This window comes from Salinisphaera sp. G21_0, assembly GCF_017744115.1.
Classification (GTDB): Bacteria; Pseudomonadota; Gammaproteobacteria; order Pseudomonadales; family Endozoicomonadaceae; genus Endozoicomonas.
In genome coordinates, this window is sequence record NZ_JAGHQW010000008.1 from 131,706 (window position 1) to 152,608 (window position 20,903).

Annotated in this window: 9 protein-coding genes; 3 read left to right on the forward strand and 6 right to left on the reverse strand. The window is 48.9% G+C overall.

Annotated elements, in window-relative coordinates; translation table 11 throughout:
• Positions 1-121: 121 nt before the first annotated feature.
• Positions 122-3,271, forward strand: a complete 3,150-nt coding sequence (locus tag J7439_RS06130; RefSeq protein ID WP_209200941.1) for a hypothetical protein — start codon at positions 122-124, stop codon at positions 3,269-3,271.
• A 92-nt stretch (positions 3,272-3,363) separates the two neighbouring features.
• Here the strand turns inward: J7439_RS06130 and J7439_RS06135 are convergent, their stop codons facing one another.
• The 4 genes from J7439_RS06135 to J7439_RS06150 all read right to left on the reverse strand — a co-directional run bounded on the left by J7439_RS06135 (position 3,364) and on the right by J7439_RS06150 (position 16,153).
• A complete protein-coding gene (locus J7439_RS06135) occupies positions 3,364-7,032 on the reverse strand; it encodes an RAP domain-containing protein (protein WP_209200942.1) in 3,669 nt (1,222 codons plus the stop codon).
• Between the two features lie 142 nt (positions 7,033-7,174).
• Positions 7,175-9,277, reverse strand: a complete 2,103-nt coding sequence (locus J7439_RS26940) for an ATP-binding protein (RefSeq protein ID WP_209200943.1) — start codon at positions 9,275-9,277, stop codon at positions 7,175-7,177.
• A gap of 1,014 nt (positions 9,278-10,291) precedes the next feature.
• The gene (locus J7439_RS06145; protein ID WP_209200944.1) at positions 10,292-11,758 is read right to left on the reverse strand and encodes an SLC13 family permease; all 1,467 of its coding nucleotides are present in this window, start codon (positions 11,756-11,758) and stop codon (positions 10,292-10,294) included.
• A gap of 456 nt (positions 11,759-12,214) precedes the next feature.
• A complete protein-coding gene (locus tag J7439_RS06150) occupies positions 12,215-16,153 on the reverse strand; it encodes an RAP domain-containing protein (RefSeq protein ID WP_209200945.1) in 3,939 nt (1,312 codons plus the stop codon).
• Positions 16,154-16,756: 603 nt separating this feature from the next.
• Here J7439_RS06150 and J7439_RS06155 point away from each other — a divergent pair.
• Positions 16,757-17,518 carry a hypothetical protein gene (locus J7439_RS06155; RefSeq protein WP_209200946.1) on the forward strand — a complete coding sequence of 254 codons (762 nt, stop codon included), beginning with the start codon at positions 16,757-16,759 and terminating at the stop codon, positions 17,516-17,518.
• Positions 17,519-17,666: 148 nt separating this feature from the next.
• On the opposite strand, the gene J7439_RS06160 is transcribed toward J7439_RS06155, so the two are convergent.
• The gene (locus tag J7439_RS06160; RefSeq protein ID WP_209200947.1) at positions 17,667-18,182 is read right to left on the reverse strand and encodes a DUF3394 domain-containing protein; all 516 of its coding nucleotides are present in this window, start codon (positions 18,180-18,182) and stop codon (positions 17,667-17,669) included.
• A 55-nt stretch (positions 18,183-18,237) separates the two neighbouring features.
• Between J7439_RS06160 and J7439_RS06165 the strand changes: the two genes are divergently transcribed.
• Positions 18,238-18,561: a transposase gene (locus J7439_RS06165; RefSeq protein WP_209200948.1), complete on the forward strand. Its 324-nt coding sequence runs from the start codon at positions 18,238-18,240 to the stop codon at positions 18,559-18,561.
• A 64-nt stretch (positions 18,562-18,625) separates the two neighbouring features.
• On the opposite strand, the gene J7439_RS06170 is transcribed toward J7439_RS06165, so the two are convergent.
• Positions 18,626-20,903 (reverse strand): hypothetical protein (locus tag J7439_RS06170; protein ID WP_209200949.1); only part of this gene is annotated, 2,278 nt, incomplete at its 5' end.

Here is a 20,903-nt window from a genome sequence, read left to right on the forward strand (position 1 = left end):
TTCTGGCTACCTGGGCTGGTACTATGCGAGGCACAACGGAGGGAGCATAGCCGTAGCTATGTGACCGGAGTTGTAACGAAGCAGAGTGCCGGCACAAGGAGTCAGAAATATATGATTTCATATGGTTAGCTACTTAGGCGTTGAGGCATTATCAGTCAGTTTTATTGATATGGATTCATTACCAAAAGCAGCAAATTCATTCTCGACAGCAGCGTTTACCAACCCTGAGAGTTGCCCGGTGCAACCGGGCAAAAATTCAAACCCTGAAACTCAGTCCCCGGGTAACAGAGAACAGCTAAGACAGGAATTGCTCGATGCTGTGAAGGCAGGCACGTTAGGCGCTCGACAGATCAGGATGAGCTCCGCAAAATCAGGTCATGCAAGATTCAAAAAAGAGTCGGATTATCTTGACCATAACGATGAGTTACCAAAAGGACCAAGGCCCGTCATCCTGATTATGGAAGATGTACCCACGATATTAAGGCCGAACCATGTCACCGTTGGTCTGATAAAACCCGGTACGCTCGCTGCCTATAAAAAAAATGCCATTACCTCCACCTTAATGAACAATGCGGTAAAGCCGGATGGGCTTTCTGCCAAATGCCTGCCTGACCACAGCTCACTGCAAAAGAAAATGGAGGAGAGAGCTAAACGGATCTGCACAGTTTATAAGGGTTCTTCATCCGGTAAACTGCGCTGGAACGGCACATTCAAACCGCCTGAATTCAGGGAGAAAAATTATGAAAAGTTAACATGCCATTCAGAATGGCTAACCACCGGGTATAAAAAATCACAAATCAAGTGTTTTCTGTCTGTAAAAGAGGACCTGGGCAAAGACATTACCGATCATTTGCAGGATAAACACCAGTTAGAAGAGACTTTTGGCATTGACCCACTGCCCTGGCTGGTTTATTCCCAGCAAAGCGGCTCCGCAGAGGTTTATTTTGAGGATGAACTCAGTGGTCATCTGTTAGCGCTGTATGAAGCCAGGCTCGCTAATTTTGCGATATCCCATAACATTGCTGAAGATACCTTAAAGCGGGTATTGAATTTTCTGCCAATGCCGTTAAAAGCAAAGATCCTGAATCAACAGCATTTGCCAGCGATGCAGTATCCATTTCAGGACATTATAAAACTGGTAACGAACCCGGACTTCAATCATCAACACTTAAGGGAATTAATAGACCAGATCTGGAAATTAATGGACCAGGATTTCCCGGTTCAAAAAACGTTTCTTTACAAGGGGGAGTACCAGACAATACTTGATTTATTGATCCAGTCAGCAACAACGTTATGGTTAAAAGATCATAGACGTAGTATCTCTCTTTATAATAATAAACAAGAGCATACGGGAAAGACAGCTGACGAGGAAGATGTTTTTTTCCAATTATCCACTGAACTGGCCAGACGTGGGGTGTCTTTTAGTGAAAAAAATGGCAAGTACCTGTTAAGGGAATTTTGTTCGATTAGACTTTGCTGTCGTCTAAAGGCATTGGGATTATCCTACAAGGGGGGCAATTTATGGTTTTTAATTACTGATGTCCCTTTCTTTAATAATTCGGCTGTCATGTTGGAGTTTCATCAACGTTGCCAGAGACTCAGTGCGGCAAAACTGCAGGAAGCGTTTCACTACGTCCTTCGACGACCTTTTCAAGGGTATCACCCCTATGACCAATTAAAGAACTATTTATTGGCTCTGTTTCATTTTGGTGAACCCGATGAGCAAATATTCAGCGCTGTGAGAGAAAAAATAGCAGACACCACCGCTAATGGCATTGAACAATCCCTGGGAACACTTTGTGCAGATGATTATATCCACTGGGTTAAAGAACTCTGGGAGCGGCGGGATCAAGAGCCCTTTTATCAGCAGTGGCCAGAAAATATCAAAAAAGGGCAACAACAAATAGACGAACTGCAAAAGTCCTTTGGCCTTACCGGCAGTGAATCTTCCCAACCTGCCTCATTGATGCAACCAACAGCATTGCAATTTATCGTCGACGCCTTCAGCCAACCACCGGTTCTGCCCAATGCCAAAGATAACGAAGAGACCATTCTGAGAATCTTACAGCACTATTACCGACGTCCCGGACCAGAGCGAGTCATCAAATTCCTTGGCAGTGACACATTGCCCGTGGTGTGGAAGTCTGCTCACAGTTGCAGTCATGTATTGCGGGCCCGGAACAATCTGTTGTGGTATATCGAGTTGCTGGAGAAATTCGATCTGATGCATTTCTCTGACATTGAAAAGGACCTGTTGTCGCTGGCCATCATCTATCATGATGCCGCAGCGGAAGATGTCCCCAAGCGAGATGAAGAAGTCAGGGCCGCTGACTATTTCAAACGGGATCTGCAGGGGCAATATCCACAACAACAGCTGGATGGTATAGCCGAGGCGCTGGCCAGCAAGGAAGACGACGTACATGGCCAGAGCGACCAGAATATTTCCCCATCGGTTCGCCGTTATCTACAAGTACTGCGTTTTGCTGATCGCATGGACTTTATCCGATGCACCGGGGTTGATGCCTCGTTCCCGGGATTCTGCAAAGGCCGACACCCGCTTACAGGGTTTGACCCCCGGCGTTTGGATCTGCCGTCGCAACTCACCAGGGATTTCACCGGTGAGCCTGCCCTGAAGCCGGACTTTCAACGCCAACTGGAAGCCGCCATGCATGGTGCCGCTGATCTGTTACAGGTCACTGGCAGCCTTGGTAGAGACTGTCGGGCGAATTCCTATCTCCAGACGTATCATCTCAAACCTGACAGGACAGCCATCAAAGAGAAATTTGAACTGACCCCCTTGCCAGTGCAGAACATGGAAAACTGTCTGGATGATAATGTCCGTCGTGTTATTGCCAGCCGTGCAGGCATCCACACCTGTTCCAGCCCTGACCATAAATACTGCAAGACTGACCGGCAAAAGGGGATTACCCGTGGCATCCATAATAGCTTCCATGATCTCAGGCAAGTCCGGGTGCCAACAGGGATGACCCGGCTGGAAAAGATGCAATGTCGCCAGGGTTTCAGTCTGCTCAGCATGGCAACACAAGAGGCCATCGCCCAGGAGGTGCAACGACTGCAATCCGAAGGGATACTGATGAGCCTTGGGACATTAACCCAGCAAACCCTGAAATCACCCCTGGCAAAACAAGTGCTTGAGCAAAGAGGATTTGCGGTGATCAGTGAGAAGCGCTTCAGGGGGTATGACGACACTGGCAAGGTAAACCTGCAGGAAATGCTGGTGCCCATTCCTGTGGGTCCTGTCAGTTCATGATGCTTTTGTTTAGCCATGAAGGCATTTGGTTTGAATGATGCATGCAATGTCACCATTGGACAGGCTGTGGTCGCAATGATCATCAATGGTCTTCATTTGTTTCTCTTCCTTTTTTTTCTTTTTGGTTTGCCGGTGTGCTCTTCTGAATGTTCTTCGGCGGATAAGTGAAAGTAATCTGAGGGTTGCCTTCCTTTATCGGTAGTCATGTGTGCCTCGTCTGCCCGCCTTCTTTTAAGCGCTTCAGAGGCACGCCCCTGTAGCGGGGTGGATACCCTGGTCTTTATGTAATAAATACATCGTTTCATGGAATCCCGGCTCCCAAGCTCGCTAACCGGGATTTCAATGACCTCAAATCCTGATTTTTGCAGCAGTGCGATTTTAAGCAGTGTCGAGCCATTCCTGGTTTTGAAATCACCACACACGTAATGAGACGGTCCCTGAACTTCAATCACAATGTTGTGATCTGGCAATAGCAGGTCTACCGGATGTAATGTGTTCAGACTTTTTTCTGCTTCAATCCTCAAAGAGGGAATGCGTGATTTGAGTTGATCGTGGAAGTTGGTTTGACGTTTTGACATGGTTGTCCGGTAATGGGGGACGAACGGACAAGGTTTCCCAAGCCAACTTGCGGCCATGGCAATGATGGTTTGCTCTTCTCTTCTGTCTGGGAATGTATTTTCCATGCGAGTAAACAGGTCATCCATGTACTTTTCAAACACGTTTTTTTTATTGGCATTGGGGGCCAGAGACAACCTGGCACAGCATACCATTACTCCCCAGAGAGACATTAATATGTTTTGCTGAGAGAGCTGAGGGTTTTTACGGATTTGGCGGACAAGCGATTTGAACGTAGAGACAGCCACGTTCAGTTCAACGAATTCACCCAGTTTCGCAATGGCCCACAGCAGGTTGGCGATTTGCTGTGGGTTAAAGTGAGCTTTCTGTGTCTTTACGTGAGGCAATAGCGCGGCTACGGTCTCTTTGAACCTTGGTGCTCCCTCCTCCACGCTGTCCACGAGTTTCGCGATGGCCCACAGCAGGTTGGCGATCGCCTGAGGAATAAATCGGTCTTTATGTGCGTTCACGTAGGGCAACAGCGCGGCCACGGCCTTGTTGAGATCTGGTGTCCCCTCTTGCCTGTTGTCCACCAGTTTTGCCATGGCCCACAGCAGGTTGGCGATACCCTGTGATTTAAAGTTAGCTTTCTGTGCGCTTACTTGGGGCAACAGCGCGGCCACGGCCTCGTTGAGCCCAGCTGTCTGCTCCTGCCCGTTGTCCACGAGTTTCGCTATGGCCCACAGCAGGTTGGCGACTTCCATTGGTTTAAAGTTACCTTCCTGTGCGTTTACGTGGGGCAACAGCGTGGCCACGGCTTTTTTGAACTCAGATGTTTGCTTCTGCCCGTTGTCCACGAGTTTCGCCATGGCCCACAGCAGTCTGGAGATTTCCCGTGGTGTAAAGTCAGCTTTCAGTGCGTTTATGTGGGGCAACAGCGCGGCCACGGCCTTGTTGAGATCTGGTGTCCGTTCTTGCCTGTGATCCATGAGTTTCGCCATGGCCCACAGCAGTTTGGTGATAGCCTGAGGAATACATTGGTCTTTCATTACGTCCACTTGGGGCAACAGCGCGGCCACGGCCTTTGTGAACTCTGGTGTCCACTTCTGGCCGTAGTCCACCAGTTTCGCCATGGCCCACAGCAGGTTGGTGATTTCCCGTTGTTTAAAATTAGCTTTCTGTGCGTTTACGTGGGGCAACAGCACGGCCACAGCCTCTTTGAACTCTGGTGTCCGCTTCTGGCCGTTGTCTGCCAGTTTCGCCATGGCCCACAGCTGGGTGGCGATTTGCTGAGGAATAAACCGGTATTTCTTTACGTTCACGCAGTGCAACAGAGCGGCCACGGCCTCGTTGAGATCTGGTGTCCGCACTTGCCTGATGTCCACCAGTTTTGCCATGGCCCACAGCATGTTAGCGATATCCTGGGAATTAAATTGGTCTTTTTGTGCGTTCACGTAGGGTAACAGCTCGGCCACGGCCTCGTTGAGCTCTGGTGTCTCCTGCCCGTAGTCCACCAGTTTCGCCATGGCCCACAGCAGGTTGGCGATAGCACGGGGAATAAATTGGTCTTTCTGTGCGTTCACCCGGGGCAGCAGTGCGGCCATGGCCTCTTTGAACCCTGGTGTCCGCACCCGCCCGTAGTCCACCAGTTTCGCCATGGCCCACAGCAGGTTGGTGATTTCCTGTGGTTTAAAGTTAGCTTTTCGTGCGTTGACGTGGGGCAACAGCACTGCCACAGCCTCTTTGAACTCTGGTATCAACGCCTGCCCGTTGTCCACCAGTTTCGCCATGGCCCACAGCAGGTTGGCGATTTCCTGTGGGTTAAAGTGAGCTTTCTGTGCGTTAACGTGGGGCAACAGCGCGGCCACGGCCTCGTTGAGCCTTGGTGTTTGCTCCTGCCCGTTGTCCACGAGTTTCGCCATGGCCCACAGCAGGTTGGTGATAGACTGAGGAATAAATTGGCCTTTCTGTACGTCCACTTGGGACAACAGCGCGGCCACGGCTTCTGTGAACTCTGGTGTCTGCACCTGCCCGTTTTCCACCAGTTTCGCCATGGCCCACAGCAGGTTGGCGATTTCCTGTGGGTTAAAGTGAGCTTTCCGTGCGTTGACGTGGGGCAACAGCGCGGCCACGGCCTCTTTGAGCCCAGGTGTCTGCTCCTGGCCGTTGTCTGGCAGTTTCGCCATGGCCCACAGCAGGTTGGTGATTTCCTGTGGTTTAAAGTTAGCTTTCTGTGCGTTTACGAGGGGCAACAGCGCGGCCACGGCCTCTTTGAACTCAGGTGTTTGCTTCTGCCCATTGTTCACCAGTTTCGCCATGGCCCACAGCAGGTTGGCGATTTCCTGTGGTTTAAAGTTAGCTTTCTGTGCGTTTACTTGAGGTAACAGCGCGGCCACAGCCTCCTGCAACTCTGGTGTCTGCTCTTGCCCGTTGTCCACCAGTTTCGCTATGGCCCACAGTAGGTTGGCGATACCCTGAGCAATAAATTGGTATTTCTGTGCGTTGACATTGGGCAACAGTGCGGCCACGGCCTTTTGGAGCCCTGGTGTCCGCTCCTGCCCGTTGTCCACCAGTTTCGCCATGGCCCACAGCAGGTTGGTGATTTGCTGGGTGTCAATATCCCTGGCTCCAGGTTTTTGATGGCACCTGAATGTTATTGCATCAAGTAGCTTTGACAATAAGACAGCTTGAGTATGCTTGACACGCTCATCCATGGGGTGATGGGGGATAAAAACACCAGCTGAAGTAAATGAATGAAGTGTTGTCGCCAGGCTTCGCCAACTCCAGCTCCGTGTTACTGTAAAATTTTGCAGTAAACGTATCAGCTGGCTTTGTTCCGCTCGATTTAACGGTCTTTTAGAAGCTGACGCGTATTTTTTAATGGAACAGGCAAAGTGACCGTGATTTCTCCCATCATAGTGATGAGCGAAAAGATCAGATTTACCCAACAGATCATCTATTATTTCTGGGTTGACAAGGGCATTAAAATCATGAGCGGGGGTTACTGAACGACACTGTAGATATTGAGAAGTGCATGCGCCAGAAGAAGGGTAAAATTCATTATGCCCCGGGAAAGTGCGGGAGGCATTATCCCTCTGGCTTACTGTGTCATGTCTATATCGCCCAAGCCTTGAAGAAGCGGCTTGGTTATCCGGTTGGTTGTAATAATTACCTGATTTTGCGTTAGCAGCAGGGGTTCTATTCATAGTTATATTTCATTAATTCACGAAAATATAATAAAACAGACCGCTGTTCTGTCCAGAGGTTCATTTTGCTGCAATATCTAGACTAAGTTTCTGCCAAAATGGAATTACATGGCCGTAGCAGTGGGAACATTAAATGTCGATTTTATTTCGGGACAATTGCCTGCAGTCCGGTTTCCGAAAAGCCAGGGAACATATGCTCGAGCCGGTCAGTGATACGAAGCTTGTCCTTTTTAACATTGGAGTTAGTCTTTAAAAAAACCAGTACCTTTTCTAAAAATAGTAAGCGGTTACTGGTTTTGACCACCAGCTTCAAGCCTTCGTCGTGTACTTTCTGAATAACATTTAAGAATTGCTCGATTTTATCACGGCTATAAACAGATTCATCACACGCCATAAACACAGCCTGATGCTGTGTTTTGGATAAATCGCTGAGGTAGTAATCGTGGCTTTTTCGATAGGTTCCGGGTAAACAGGGCGGGGCTACCCGACGGATCTGGTCCACCTCAATGCTGAGTATTCTGGCGATATCGTCTATTGATACCGCATTCTCAGTAATCACTCCTGCCGCTTTGCAACCTTGATACTGACCCAGTTGCGATAATGCTTCAGCAGCCCGTACTTCAGGGCTGAGCCACCATTGGGTACGGCAACTGTCTCCTTGTAAATCGTTCAGGTAAACAAAGTTGTGGGCTTTCCCGGCAAAGGGATCAATAAAGCCGGGGGTTGCATCTTTGACAGGAATATGATGATTTGAACTGACCATGATGGCCGTGTTTTCAGTCATCACATGTTTCATTGTTTTTGCCAGCAATTCGTCGCTAAAGAAACCGCCGTTGGCATCATCGATGACCACCAGATCCTTACGGGCAAGCATTTCATCGATCTCTCTATGCCATTGCGCTTGATCACCGCCGAGTTCCTGAAACAGGGCACCTGCTTTTTCTATGTCTATATACAGGGTGTTGACACCGTAATCGGCTGCTTTTCTGGCAACAGCGACACAAAGATGTGTTTTTCCCAGTCCCGGTGATCCGGTCAGGAAAAGTCCCATGGGTTTTTTATCCAGGGCTTTACCCTGATTATTAATCACAGCATGGGTGAACCTCAGGGCCGTCTCTTTCATCCGTTCCTGCTGTGGTGAGGCGGGTTTGAACTGATCCAGATCAGCAACAAAATTTTCAGCGGGGAACGGTGAGCCGTGATGCACCGGTTTTGGTTCCACAGCCGGTATAACAGGCAACGGCGGTTGCTTATGCCAGACTTGATCGAACTGCGATACGAAATATTTCCAGTGCCTGGTACTGAAGCGAAACGCTAAAGTGATACCGGCGATAGGGTGATCATCGGGCAGGGTATCGTCGGTCAGCTGTGCATACCCCGTTTCTCCCGCCTCAATAGCACGGTTTGTCTCAGGACTTTGTGGTTTGTTATAACCATCGATCAGCATTTTTGTGACCTGGTCATAGGTTTTTGGTTCATCAAAGTCATCCGGACCAAACCCCAGATAGAGATTGTGTCCGCTGCTGTTTTGCCCGGTGCATATCAGATTAAAACCGATTGCAGCACCGGTTTTGTGCTTCTCGTAGTAGCTGTCAACACCTTGAATATAGAGAATATCACCCTTTTTGATATCCAGTTCTGAAATTTTTTCAGTATTTGAAACAGAGGAAGTCAGATTTATGCACTTGAGATTTTCAAACAGATAATAGATAGGGTTACCGGCATTGATCGGTTTTATATTTCCAACAGTATGGGCGAAGCGTTCAGGCGATGTGAAAAGCGTGTAGGAAATTCTGAATTTTGAGGCCGGGGCATCAAAGATGCGGTTGAATTCGTCGGTGCCAATGATGGATTCAATGGCTCGATACTGACAGGCCAACAGGGTCGTGGCACAGTCGGCAACAGTAGGGCCATGAAAAAAAGCATTCAGGCACTCACTTGGGGTATACCCGTTATCCATTGCTACAAAGCCGGAACGGTATTTTTGGTCAAAATATTCCGGTAGAGAGTGCAGCCCGAGGATTTGACTGCCGGACAGCTTGGGAAGTTCATGGTCATGATAATCCTCAGGATAAAAAATACCCAGACGTTTTCTTGCTTCCAGCAGTTTTGCTCTGCGAAATGGATTGAAACCTGCCTTCGGAGCATGATCATAAAAGCGGGTCATGACTGAACTCCGATCAGCGTATGGTGTGTTAATGAGCTGGAGCCAGCGAACTGTAAATTCAGCGAACTGTTCAGCCACGGGCTTATTGCTGACACTTTTTGGCAAGGGGTGATAAGGGGGGGATATCTTGCATAAAGATGCGAAATGATTGATTAAAAGATTATAATCAAGGATCGGTTTTTTTACTGAAACTTGTGTACTGTAGATAAGATCACATACGTGATTTATAGTACCGTCAATTTTCCTTTTCCTTACGCCCTGCCTCTGACCGCTTGAATCCGCCATTTTTTTCGGGGTGTCTTGTGTGGCGCTCATCTCAACACTGTTAATTGATGGGGAGAGTCGTGCCCTGGATAAGGGATAACCCAAAAAGCTCGGAGGACAGCTATTACCAGCAGCTAATTCAAAAGATTCAGAATCTGCTTTTCCGGATTTGAGACATAGGCCGGGTTGATAGCTGGCAGGTACAATATTCATATTAATTATCCTTACAGTAATTTATCCCTGTTATGAATACTGCTCTGGCAGTGCTTCAGGTAATCCCGGGAGAATGTCCGAATAATATTCTTCTGATACAGTTATCTGATTATTAGGACAAAAAGAAAATGAATTAGTTCACCGTCAAAGGGGGTGGGATTAGTGGGGATTTTGCATTGACGGCGAGTTTGGGTAAGCATTCCCACGGGGGGCGTGGGAGGTGCCTGTGTATGTATATCAGAGCTTAGCTGCACTAGGAGGCTGTCCGAGAATAGACTGCCCTACTGCGGCGACAGCAAATTGGTCTAAAAATCCGCTTTTGTTCGGCAAATAGCCCCGCTATTCACCTCACAAAACCGAATTTTTATCCTCAATTTTCTGCCGTCCTCGCTACGGGCGCTATTCTCGGACAGCCTCCTAGGTCGCAGGGAGCACTCTTTCTAATTAAGGTAGCGGTTTGAGTTTTATCCGTTAAGGCACTGTCATTTAATAACTTCTGCATTTCAGTGAGCACTTCCCGTTTCCCGAAAAGGCAGGCCGCTTTTGCTTTTGCGGCCGACAGCCATCGAGCTTAACAAGTCCCAGCCAATTGCGGAACTTATTCCGGGACAGTTCTTAATGTGCACCCAAAACAGCACCCACCAAATAATAACCAACCAAAGTAACCAGAATGATACCGATAATATTCAGGGCAAATCCGGCTTTGATCATATCTTTGATTTCCAGTTTGCCAGCACCAAATACAATGGCGTTTGGAGGAGTAGCTACCGGCATCATAAAGGCGCAGCTAGCGGCCAGAGCGGCAGGCGCAGCCAGCATAAACGGCTCAATGCCAAGGGTTACACCTAAAGCCCCCATTAATGGCAGAAAACCGGCGGCAGTTGCCGTGTTACTGGTTAACTCGGTCAGAAAAATAATGACTGTTACCACGAAGGCAACCACCAGCAGTATTGGCATGCCCGCCACAACACTCATGGCCTCGGCAACCCAGGAAGCCAGGCCGGTACTTTTGATCTGAGCTGCCAGCGTCAAACCTCCACCAAACAGCATCAAGACACCCCAGGGAATTTCGCGGGCTTTTTCCCAGGACATCACATACACACGCTCATCCTGTTTTACCGGAATGATAAACAGACTGATGGTCGCTGCAATAGCAATCATGGTGTCAGAAAGGCCTGGAATATAGCCTTTTAGTAGTGGTCGAAAGATCCAGAGAGTCGCTGTGACAACAAAGATAATGGCAACGGTTTTCTCGCCACGGGTTATAACACCGAGCTCTTTCAGCTTCGATTTGAACAACTCAGTAGCGTTTGGATTTTCATTTTTATCCAGATCGAAACCAAATTTAGTCAACCACAACCAACTGGCACCCAGCATAAGCAGACAAACTGGCAGACCCACCATCATCCACTGTGCAAAACCAATTTCTATGTTGTACGTTTCAGACAGGAAGGCCGCCAGCAAAGCATTGGGAGGCGTTCCAATCAAAGTGGCCAGGCCACCAATACTGGCGCTGTAGGCAATGGCCAGCAACAAGGCTTTGGAGAAATTTTTATTTTTATCTTCATCACTGCCAGACACCATGGAAGCAACGGACAAACCAATAGGTAACATCATCACGCTGGTAGCCGTATTGGACACCCACATACTCAGAAATGCGGTAGCCACCATAAAACCGCCAATCTGCAGGTCAGGACGAACACCGGTACGCAGCATAATATGGAGAGCTATACGCTTATGCAGATTCCAGCGTTCCATCGCCATACCCAACATAAACCCGCCAAAAAACAGATAAATGGTCGGATGAGCAAAAGGGGCTGTCACGGCTTTGATACTGGCAACACCCAAAAGTGGCACCAGCAGAATGGGCAACAGGGAAGTCACAGGAATAGGAACCACCTCTGATACCCACCAGATCGCCATCATGCTGGCGACACCCACCATATACCAGGCATTTTGCGCCATTCCTTCAGGAGGCGCAGTAAAAATAGTCAGCAGTAAAACCAGAGGGCCGGCAATCAGAGAGACCCAATACGTGAGTCCGGGGCCAGAACGAGCGAAGGCTGAAGTAGTTGTTGTCATAAAGATTTTTTCTTTTAAAAGGCCACACGCGGTCTAGTGTCTTTTATTTCAGGAAAATTATTTTGACTTAGATCAATTTTTAGAGAGGTTTGATTAAATGTGTTAACTTTTGTTTGGTTGTGAGGAGCTGCAAACATAACCATATAAAACCGAATAACCCGACACCAACAAGCAGTGCCGGAAAATCAGGGGCAGGTCTTTCTTTGTGCACAACTTTTGTCGTTTACAGAGACTAAAAGAAGATATTTTAGAATGTAAGGCCTGCCCCAAATACCCCTTGACTTCATTCTCCCAAACTCTACCTTCCAAAACTCTGACCTTTCTCATAAACGACATTATTTGTACACAAAGACCTGACCCCAATTTTCTTTGTTTAGCCATGAAGGTATTTGGTTTGAAGGATGCACGCAATGTCACCATTGGACAGACTGTGGTAGCAATGATCATCAATGGTCTTCATTTGTTTCTCTTCCTTTTTTTACGTTTTGGTTTGCCGGTTTGCTGTTCTGAATGTTCTTCGGCGGTTAAGTGAAAGTAATCTGAGGGTTGCCTTTCTTTATCGATAGTCATGTGTGCCTCATCTGCCCGCCTTCTTTTAAGCGCTGCAGAGGCACGCTCCGGCAGCTGGGTGGCTACCCTGGTCTTTATGTGATCAATACATCGTTTCATGGAATCCCGGTTCCCAAGCTCGCTAACCGGGATTTCAATGACCTCAAATCCTGATTTTTGCAGCAGTGCGATTTTAAGCAGTGTCGAGCCATTCCTGGTTTTGAAATCACCACCCACGTAATGCGATGGTCCCTGAACTTCAATCACAATGTTGTGATCTGGCAGTAGCAGGTTTACCGGATGTAATGTGTTCAGACTTTTTTCTTTTTCAATCCTCAAAGAGGGAATGCGTGATTTGAGTTGATCGTGGAAAGCGGTTTGAGTTTTTGACATGGTTGTCCGGTAATGGTGGGGGACGAATGGACAAGGTTTCCCAAGCCAACTTGCGGCCATGGCAATGATGGATTGCTCTCCTTCATTGTCCGGGAATGTATTTTCCATGCGGGTAAACAGGTCATCCATGTGCTTTTCAAACACGTTATTTTTATTGGCATTGGGGACCAGAGACAACCTGGCACAGCATGCCATTACTCCCCAGAGAGACATTAATATGTCTTGCTGAGAGAGCTGAGGGTTTTCACTGATTTGGCAGACAAGCGATTCGAACGTAGAGGTAACCACGTTCAGCTCAACGAATTCACCCAGTTTCGCTATGGCCCACAGCAGGTTGGCGATAGCCTGAGGAATAAATTGGTCTTTCTGTGCGTTCACGTGGGGCAACAGCACGGCCACGGCCTCGTTGAGATCTGGTGTCAACTCTTGCCTGTTGTCTACCAGTTTTGCCATGGCCCACAGCAGGTTGGCTATATGCTGAGGAATAAATTGGTCTTTATGGGCGTTCACGTAGGGTAACAGCACGGCCACGGCCTTGTTGAGCCCTGGTGTCCGCACCTGCCCATTGTCCACCAGTTTCGCCATGGCCCACAGCAGGTTGGCTATATTCTGAGGAATAAATTGGTCTTTATGTGCGTTCACGTAGGGTAACAGCACGGCCACGGCCTTGTTGAGCCCTGGTGTCCGCACCTGCCCATTGTCCACCAGTTTCGCCATGGCCCACAGCAGGTTGGCGATATGCTGAGGACTAAATTGGTCTTTCTGTGCGTTCACGTAGGGCAACAGCACGGCCACGGCCTCGTTGAGATCTGGTGTCTGCTCTTGCCTGTTGTCCACCAGTTTTGCCATGGCCCACAGCAGGCTGGCTATATGCTGAGGAATAAATTGGTCTTTCTGTGCGTTCACGCAGGGTAACAGCCCGGCCACGGCCTCGTTGAGCCCTGGTGTCTGCACCTGCCCGTTGTCCACCAGTTTCGCTATGGCCCACAGCAGGTTGGTGATTTCCTGTGGTTTAAAGTTAGCTTTCTGTGCGTTTACGTGGGGCAACAGCGCGGCCACGGCTTCTTTGAACTCAGGTGTTTGCTTCTGCCCATTGTCCACCAGTTTCGCCATGGCCCACAGCAGGTTGGTGATTTCTTGTGGTTTAAAGTTAGCTTTCCGTGCGTTTACGTGGGGCAACAGCGCGGCCACGGCCTCTGTGAACTTTGGTGTCCGCACCTGCCCGTTTTCCACCAGTTTCGCCATGGCCCACAGCAGGTTGGCGATAGCCTGAGGAATAAATTGGTCTTTTTGTGCGTCCACTTGGGGCAACAGCGCGGCCACGGCCTCTGTGAACTCTGGTGTCCACTCATGGCCATAGTCCACCAGTTTCGCCATGGCCCACAGCAGGTTGGTGATTTCCTGTGGTTTAAAATTAGCTTTCTGTGCGTTTACGTGGAGCAACAGCACGGCCACAGCCTCTTTGAACTCTGGTGTCTGCTCCTGGCCGTTGTCTGCCAGTTTCGCCATGGCCCACAGCAGGTTGGCGATTTCCTGAGGTTTAAAGTTAGCTTTCTGTGTGTTTACGTGGGACAACAGCACGGCCACAGCCTCTTTGAACTCTGGTGTCTGCGCCTGGCCGTTGTCTGCCAGTTTCGCCATGGCCCACAGCAGGTTGGCGATTTCCTGAGGTTTAAAGTTAACTTTCTGTGCGTTTACGTGGGGCAACAGTGCGGCCACGGCCTCTTTGAACTCAGGTGTTTGCTTCTGCCCATTGTCCACCAGTTTCGCCATGGCCCACAGCAGGTTGGCGACAGCCCGGGGAATAAATTGGTCTTTCTGTGCGTTCACCCGGGGAAGCAGTGCGGTCACGGCCTCTTTGAGCCCTGGTATCCGCTCCTGCCCGTTGTCCACCAGTTTCGCCATGGCCCACAGCAGGTTGGTGATTTCCTGTGGTTTAAAGTTAGCTTTAGGTGCGTTTACGTGAGGCAACAGCACGGCCACAGCCTCTTTGAACTCAGGTGTCAACACCTGCCCGTTGTCCGCCAGTTTCGCCATGGCCCACAGCAGGCTGGCGATTTCCCGTGGTTTAAAGTTGGCTTTCTGTGCGTTCACCCGGGGAAGCAGTGCGGTCACGGCCTCTTTGAGCCTTGGTGTCCACTCCTGCACGTTGCCCGGCAGTTTCGCCATGGCCCATAGCAGGGTGGTGGTAGCCTGAGGAATAAATTGGTCTTTATGTACGCCCACTTGGGGCAACAGCGCGGCCACGACCTCTGTGAACTCTGGTGTCCGCACCTGCCCGTTTTCCACCAGTTTCGCCATGGCCCACAGCAGGCTGGCGATTTCCTGAGGTTTAAAGTTAGCTTTCTGTGCGTTTACGTGGGACAACAGCACGGCCACAGCCTCTTTGATCTCTGGTGTCTGCTCCTGGCCGTTGTCTGCCAGTTTCGTCATGGCCCACAGCAGGTTGGCGATTTCCTGAGGTTTAAAGTTAACTTTCTGTGCGTTTACGTGGGGCAACAGCGCGGCCACGGCCTCTTTGAGCTCAGGTGTTTGCTTCTGCCCATTGTCCACCAGTTTCGCCATGGCCCACAGCAGGTTGGCGATTTCCTGTGGTTTAAAGTTAGCTTTCTGTGCGTTTACTTGAGGTAACAGCGCGGCCAAAGCCTCTGTCAACTCTGGTGTCAGCTCCTGCCCGTTGTCCACCAGTTTCGCCATGGCCCACAGCAGGTTGGCGATACCCTGAGCAATAAATTGGTCTTTCTGTGCGTTCACATTGGGCAACAGTGCGGCCACGGCCTTTTTGAGCCCTGGTGTCAGCTCCTGCCCGTTGTCCACCAGTTTCGCCATGGCCCACAGCAGGTTGGCGATTTGCTGGGTGTCAATATCCCTGGCCCCAGGTTTTTGGTGGCACTTGAATACTATTGCATCAAGAAGCGTTGACAATAAGGCAGCTTGAGTAAGCTTGACACGCTCATCCATGGGGTGATGAGGGGTAAAAACACCGGCTGAAGTAAATGAATGAAGTGTTGTCGCCAGGCTTCGCCAATTCCAGCTCCGTGTTACTGTAAAATTTTGTAGAAAACGCATCAGCTGGCTTTGTTCCGCTCGATTTAACGGTCTTTTAGAAGCTGACGCGTATTTTTTAATGGTAATGGCAAATTGACCATGATTTCTCCCATCATAGCGATGAGCGAAACGATCAGATTTACTCAACAGATCATCCATTATTTCTGGGTTGACAAGGGCATTAAAATCTTGAGCAGGGGTTACTGAACGACACTGTAGATATTGAGAAGTGTATGCGCCAGAAGAAGGGTAAAATTCATTACGCCACGGGATAGTGCGATAAGGATTATCCCACTGTCTTACTGTGTCATGTCTATATCGCCCAAGCCTTGAAGAAGCGGCTTGGTTATCCGGTTGGTTGTAATAATTACCTGGCCTGGCGTTAGCAGCAGGGGTTCTATGCATAATTATATTTCATTAATTCAGGAAAATATAATAAAGCAGACCGCTGTTCTGTGCAGAGGTTCATTTTTCTGTGATATCTAAACTAAATAATTGTTCTGAAATAATTCCGACATTTCGCCTATGATAAAGAGCTACAAATACCTGCCTGATGTTCTGTTTTGGATAAATCGCTGAAGCACTAATCGCGGCTTATATGTTTGATTCCGGCTAAAAAGGGAGGGCCTGCCCGACGAATCTGGTCCACCGGAATACTGAGTATTCTGGCGATACCGTCTATTGATACAGCATCTTCAGTAATCACTCCTGCCGCTTTGTAACTTTGATAATGACCCGGTTGTGATAATGCATCAGCAGCCCGGACTTCAGCGCTGTGCCACCATTGGGAACGGTAACTGTCTTCCGGTATTTTGCATTGACAGCAAGTCAGGGGTGTTGATTCCCATGGGTGAGAGGTTGTCGCGAAAGGTAGGCCTAAGGTGTTCCTCTTGTGCCGGTTTGAACTTTACTCAAATTCATCTTGTCTAATTGTACGGATTATCCGGACTGCTTCCGGGTGTATCCAACAAATTATGGTTATTTACTCCAAGCAGGAGACTAAAAACAATGGCAATGCCTATATCAACTTCCTTAAATGTTGCTTCTTCTTCCGGGCCAGTTTCAGGACACCCTCCCCACACCACCACACCCGCCGCGGCACAACAGGGCCAGATGGCAGGTTACGAAGTAGAACAAACAGAAGTAGAACAAACAATAGTACCTTCATGGCGGGCCTTACCCCGGACTTCAGGAGATGGGCAAACACTACCGCCTGCCACCGCGCCGGTAATAGAGAGACAGGCTTCCAGCACCAGTGATCCATCCGGGGCGGCCAGCTTGCCCGAAATACCGGCCGAAGCGAAGCCAATGGAAAGTCAGTCCATAAATGGCCAGAGCCTGAGAATCAGTATTGAACGGGCGGATTATGCCAACGGTTTACGTTGTGGAGCCACCATACCTGAAGAGCAGGTCTGGGAGGTGATGGGCCACCTCCAAAAGATGGACAAACAGGGCAATTTACCTGAATTTGCTGACGCAATAACCTTCCTGAGGATACCCTGCCTGAGACAGGGCTGGTCAGGTCCCAGCGATGACCAGGCTGTCAAGGACAATCCCATCAATCTGCAAACGTTGGATTACCTGGCCAAGAGGCATTCAGGCAAAGGCATAATTAACGATGCTGTTCGTGTGGAATACTGTGTTATGGGACTCTTCAATTTACTCCTGCTGAAAGAGAATTGGAAAGGCAATGACCCGGCGGAGGAAAAACTTGTAGATCTGGTACCATTGGCTCGTTGCAATGACATGAAATTTCAACCCGGGTACTGAAATTACATCCTCTTTGCCCTTGCCAAAAATCCTCCATCGTAGGCAGGGAGAACCCACCGGCTCACTCCACTGTCATCCTGCACAGGGAATGACAGCGGAGTAAAACAACCGACTTTCTGCCATGCGGAACTTATTCCACGACAATTCCTTAGCTGCACTGGCCCTGTCGGCGTCTTTGCCCAAGGAAAATGAACAACAGCAGAATAAAGGCGGGTATCCAGGTCAGTTGTTTTGGCAGTCGCTCTGCCGGAACTTCCATACGATAAATCTGCCAGTCAAAATCAATACCGGCCTGCTGGGCCTCGCTGTTGAAGTCAACCATGTCGATGGTCAGGTCATCCCCATCAACCAGAACCTCCAGCCCCATGCGGCGGAACCGGTCATCAGCCGTGGCCTGGTCACCAGCGGGGAGAATAACCATCTGATTAACCGGTTTACCTTCCAGGGTTTCTCCTGCTACCCACAGGCGTGCATCAGCCTGGTCCGGCAGTGCTTCAATCTGGGCAACAATGTTACGACCTTCATGGGTTTCATAGGGAGGGTAAATCCTGTCCCACCAGAAGTCTGGCCTGAACAGGGTAAAGGCGATCAGCAGCATGCCCAGGGTAGCATGCGTTTTGTACCAACCAAAACGATTGAGCAGCAGGATATTCAGAGCCTGCACAGAGTCAGGCAGTGGCCAGAAGAACAGCGTTGGGTAACCAGGTCAGGGGGTGTTAATGGAATACGGAGTCATTATTCCAAAGGGAATATCCTATATCCGTAAACAGATCCCACTGGTTCTGGAAGATGCTGAAAACGGTTTAACAGTGCTGTTTCGTGAACTCCTCAGTGAACTGTATGAAGAAATGGCACATCTGGATAAGCGAATCGAAAAGCTTGAGCATAAGCTCGAAACCATTGCAGCCAATAATGAAGCCTGCAGACTTTTGCTCACCATACCCGGCATTGGGTTGCTCAGTGCTACGGCACTGTTTACTGCGATTGGTGATATATCAGCATTTAAGAATGGCCGGGAAATGGCAGCCTGGCTTTTCAGGTAAGCGCCAATTTAACCTGCGTATGTTGCCATTTTAACCGTAAAATGCTTGTGTCATGACAACTGGTTTATCCTTGCAGGAACTCTTCAAGCCAGTCATGGTTGTTGTTGACCCGTTCTGACCCGGTCGCAAATAAATCCAAATCCAGCGACAATAAATCAGAATCCGATTCCCAAATGTCAATGTCAATTTCGTTCAGCCCAAGAGGGTCTTTTTTTCTGCATTCCAAGGCTGAATGCCAGGCGTTTTGTGTCTGTCTATCCACATCATAATGGTTGATCTTTTGGAGAACACTCATTAACTGCGGAAGTATCATCTCTTTTCGATAGGGTTCCAATAGTTCAAGTTCTCTATTCCCCAATATCGGAAAACGATCCAGCTCTTCCATTGCCGCTTCAAAGGTAAATTTCGGCCCTTGAAGGCTCGTGGTGGAATCCTGATCCCAAGGGGGGGGCGTGCTTGCAGGAGGTTGTTGCAGAGCGATTGCTGTTACAACGGGTGTTTTTGTTGCCTCAATCTGTACCAACTTTTCAGCCACTGCATTTTTAACGAACTCAGGAACAACACCATCATTATCATTTCGGATAACCGGGCTGAGCGCCTTACATAAACTTGTGGTTAGCTGATCGTTGCTGGCATAGTGTTCCAGAGATGACCAAACCACTGGCTTTAATGGTTTGTTGTATTTGATGATATTGATGATCATAGAAGGTGACAGCAGAAATGCTACTTTTTCAGGCTTGGCTTTCCTGGTCTCGTTGGTTCTTGTTTTCATTTGGGCCAGTTTAGCCTCAAGCCTGATCGCATAGGGTTCCCGCTTGTCCTGAGGCTTTTCATACCATTGTTCTGTGAATTCGGTTGCCTTGAAAAATGCGGTCAACTGTTCAAGGGTCCAGTTATTTATAACAAAACCGGTGTCAGTGACGGTAAACTCTGGTTTTGGGAGTACAGTCGGTTCACCATCGGGTGGCATGACAGTAAGCTTTTGATTCCTGAATTGATACTCTGTTTGTTTAAGCTCGAACAGTATGGCCGTGATAAAGTGCCACAGGCGTTCCCGGCCCAACATGACGTGATCACCATCAACAACCACGCCTCTTTCATCATCAGTTGACACCCGGTTTGAAAAACAGAGATCAGGGATATTCCCGTGTTCCGGTAGATAATGGTTTATCAGGAGCATTCCTTCCAACAACCGTTGCTGAGTCGCTAACTCCGGAACGGTTTCAGGTTTAGCCTGGTAGTCAAGACAGGCATCCATGAATTGCTGCATTTTCTGTGGCCTGAGTACCCGGTGTAGTCGGTACCACTGTGAGATTGCAGGCACAGTTCTGAATAGCTCGTCCATTCTGTCAGCGTATTTTGCGCGGTTATCTTCGGACTGTCGCCAGAGAATCTCCAGCATCATACGTTTAGATAGCGTGAATTCCCATCGTAGGCCAAGCTGTTGGCGCAGTGGCTGTAATGCATTCCACTGCGCCGGGGTTGGGGCTGGCTTCAGGTTTCTGCACAGTTCAAGGTATTCCTTCCTCTCAGGCTCAGGGAGCTGCGTTAGTGCAAATTTTGTTAAAGCCAGTGGTGCAGGAATGGATAATGCCTTAGTGAGTACTTCATTGCAGCGTGGATCTTCACGATGTTTTTCAATCCAGAACTGGATACCCGTTCCTCCATGGATAGCCAATATCGGCAGCAATGATTTCAGCGCAGCACGAACAGCCACTCCGTCATTTCGTGGACTTTTGTGGGCATTAAGATATTGTTGGAATTCGGCAATTGTCATGTTCCATTTTGCGGACGCAGAAGAGAAGTACAGAGCCAGTGCTTTCATTTGACTTGATTCTAAAAGTTCATCTTCTTCATCACTGCTGTCGCCTCCAATGTCCGTAGAATAACCTTGCTGTTTAAGACATTGGCGGAGTTTGTTCTCATTATCAGTCAGTTTTTCTCCTGAGGGTACTCCAAAGCCTGCAAATATGCGGCAAGAAAGTTTCAGAAGACTCTTCTTGTCATCCGAGGATAGCCATTGAATAAAGGCTTGCACTTTCGTCTTTTCCGGTAAGCCTTTGCCATGACACATGGAGGAAATATTGGTGACCAGTGCCCGGTTGAGCGGTTTGCCCTTAACGTCCTCGTCTTTGCCCTCCTGCCAGCCCTCTTTCAAGCAGGGCAGGGTCAGGAAGGCCTTCACGTCCTGATCTTTCGGTAAGCCTTTGACATTACACATGGAGGAAATATTGGTGACCAGTGCCCGGTCGAGCGGTTTGCCCTTAACGTCCTCGTCTTTGCCCTCCTGCCAGCCCTCTTTCAAGCAGGGCAGGGTCAGGAAGGCCTTCACGTCCTGATCT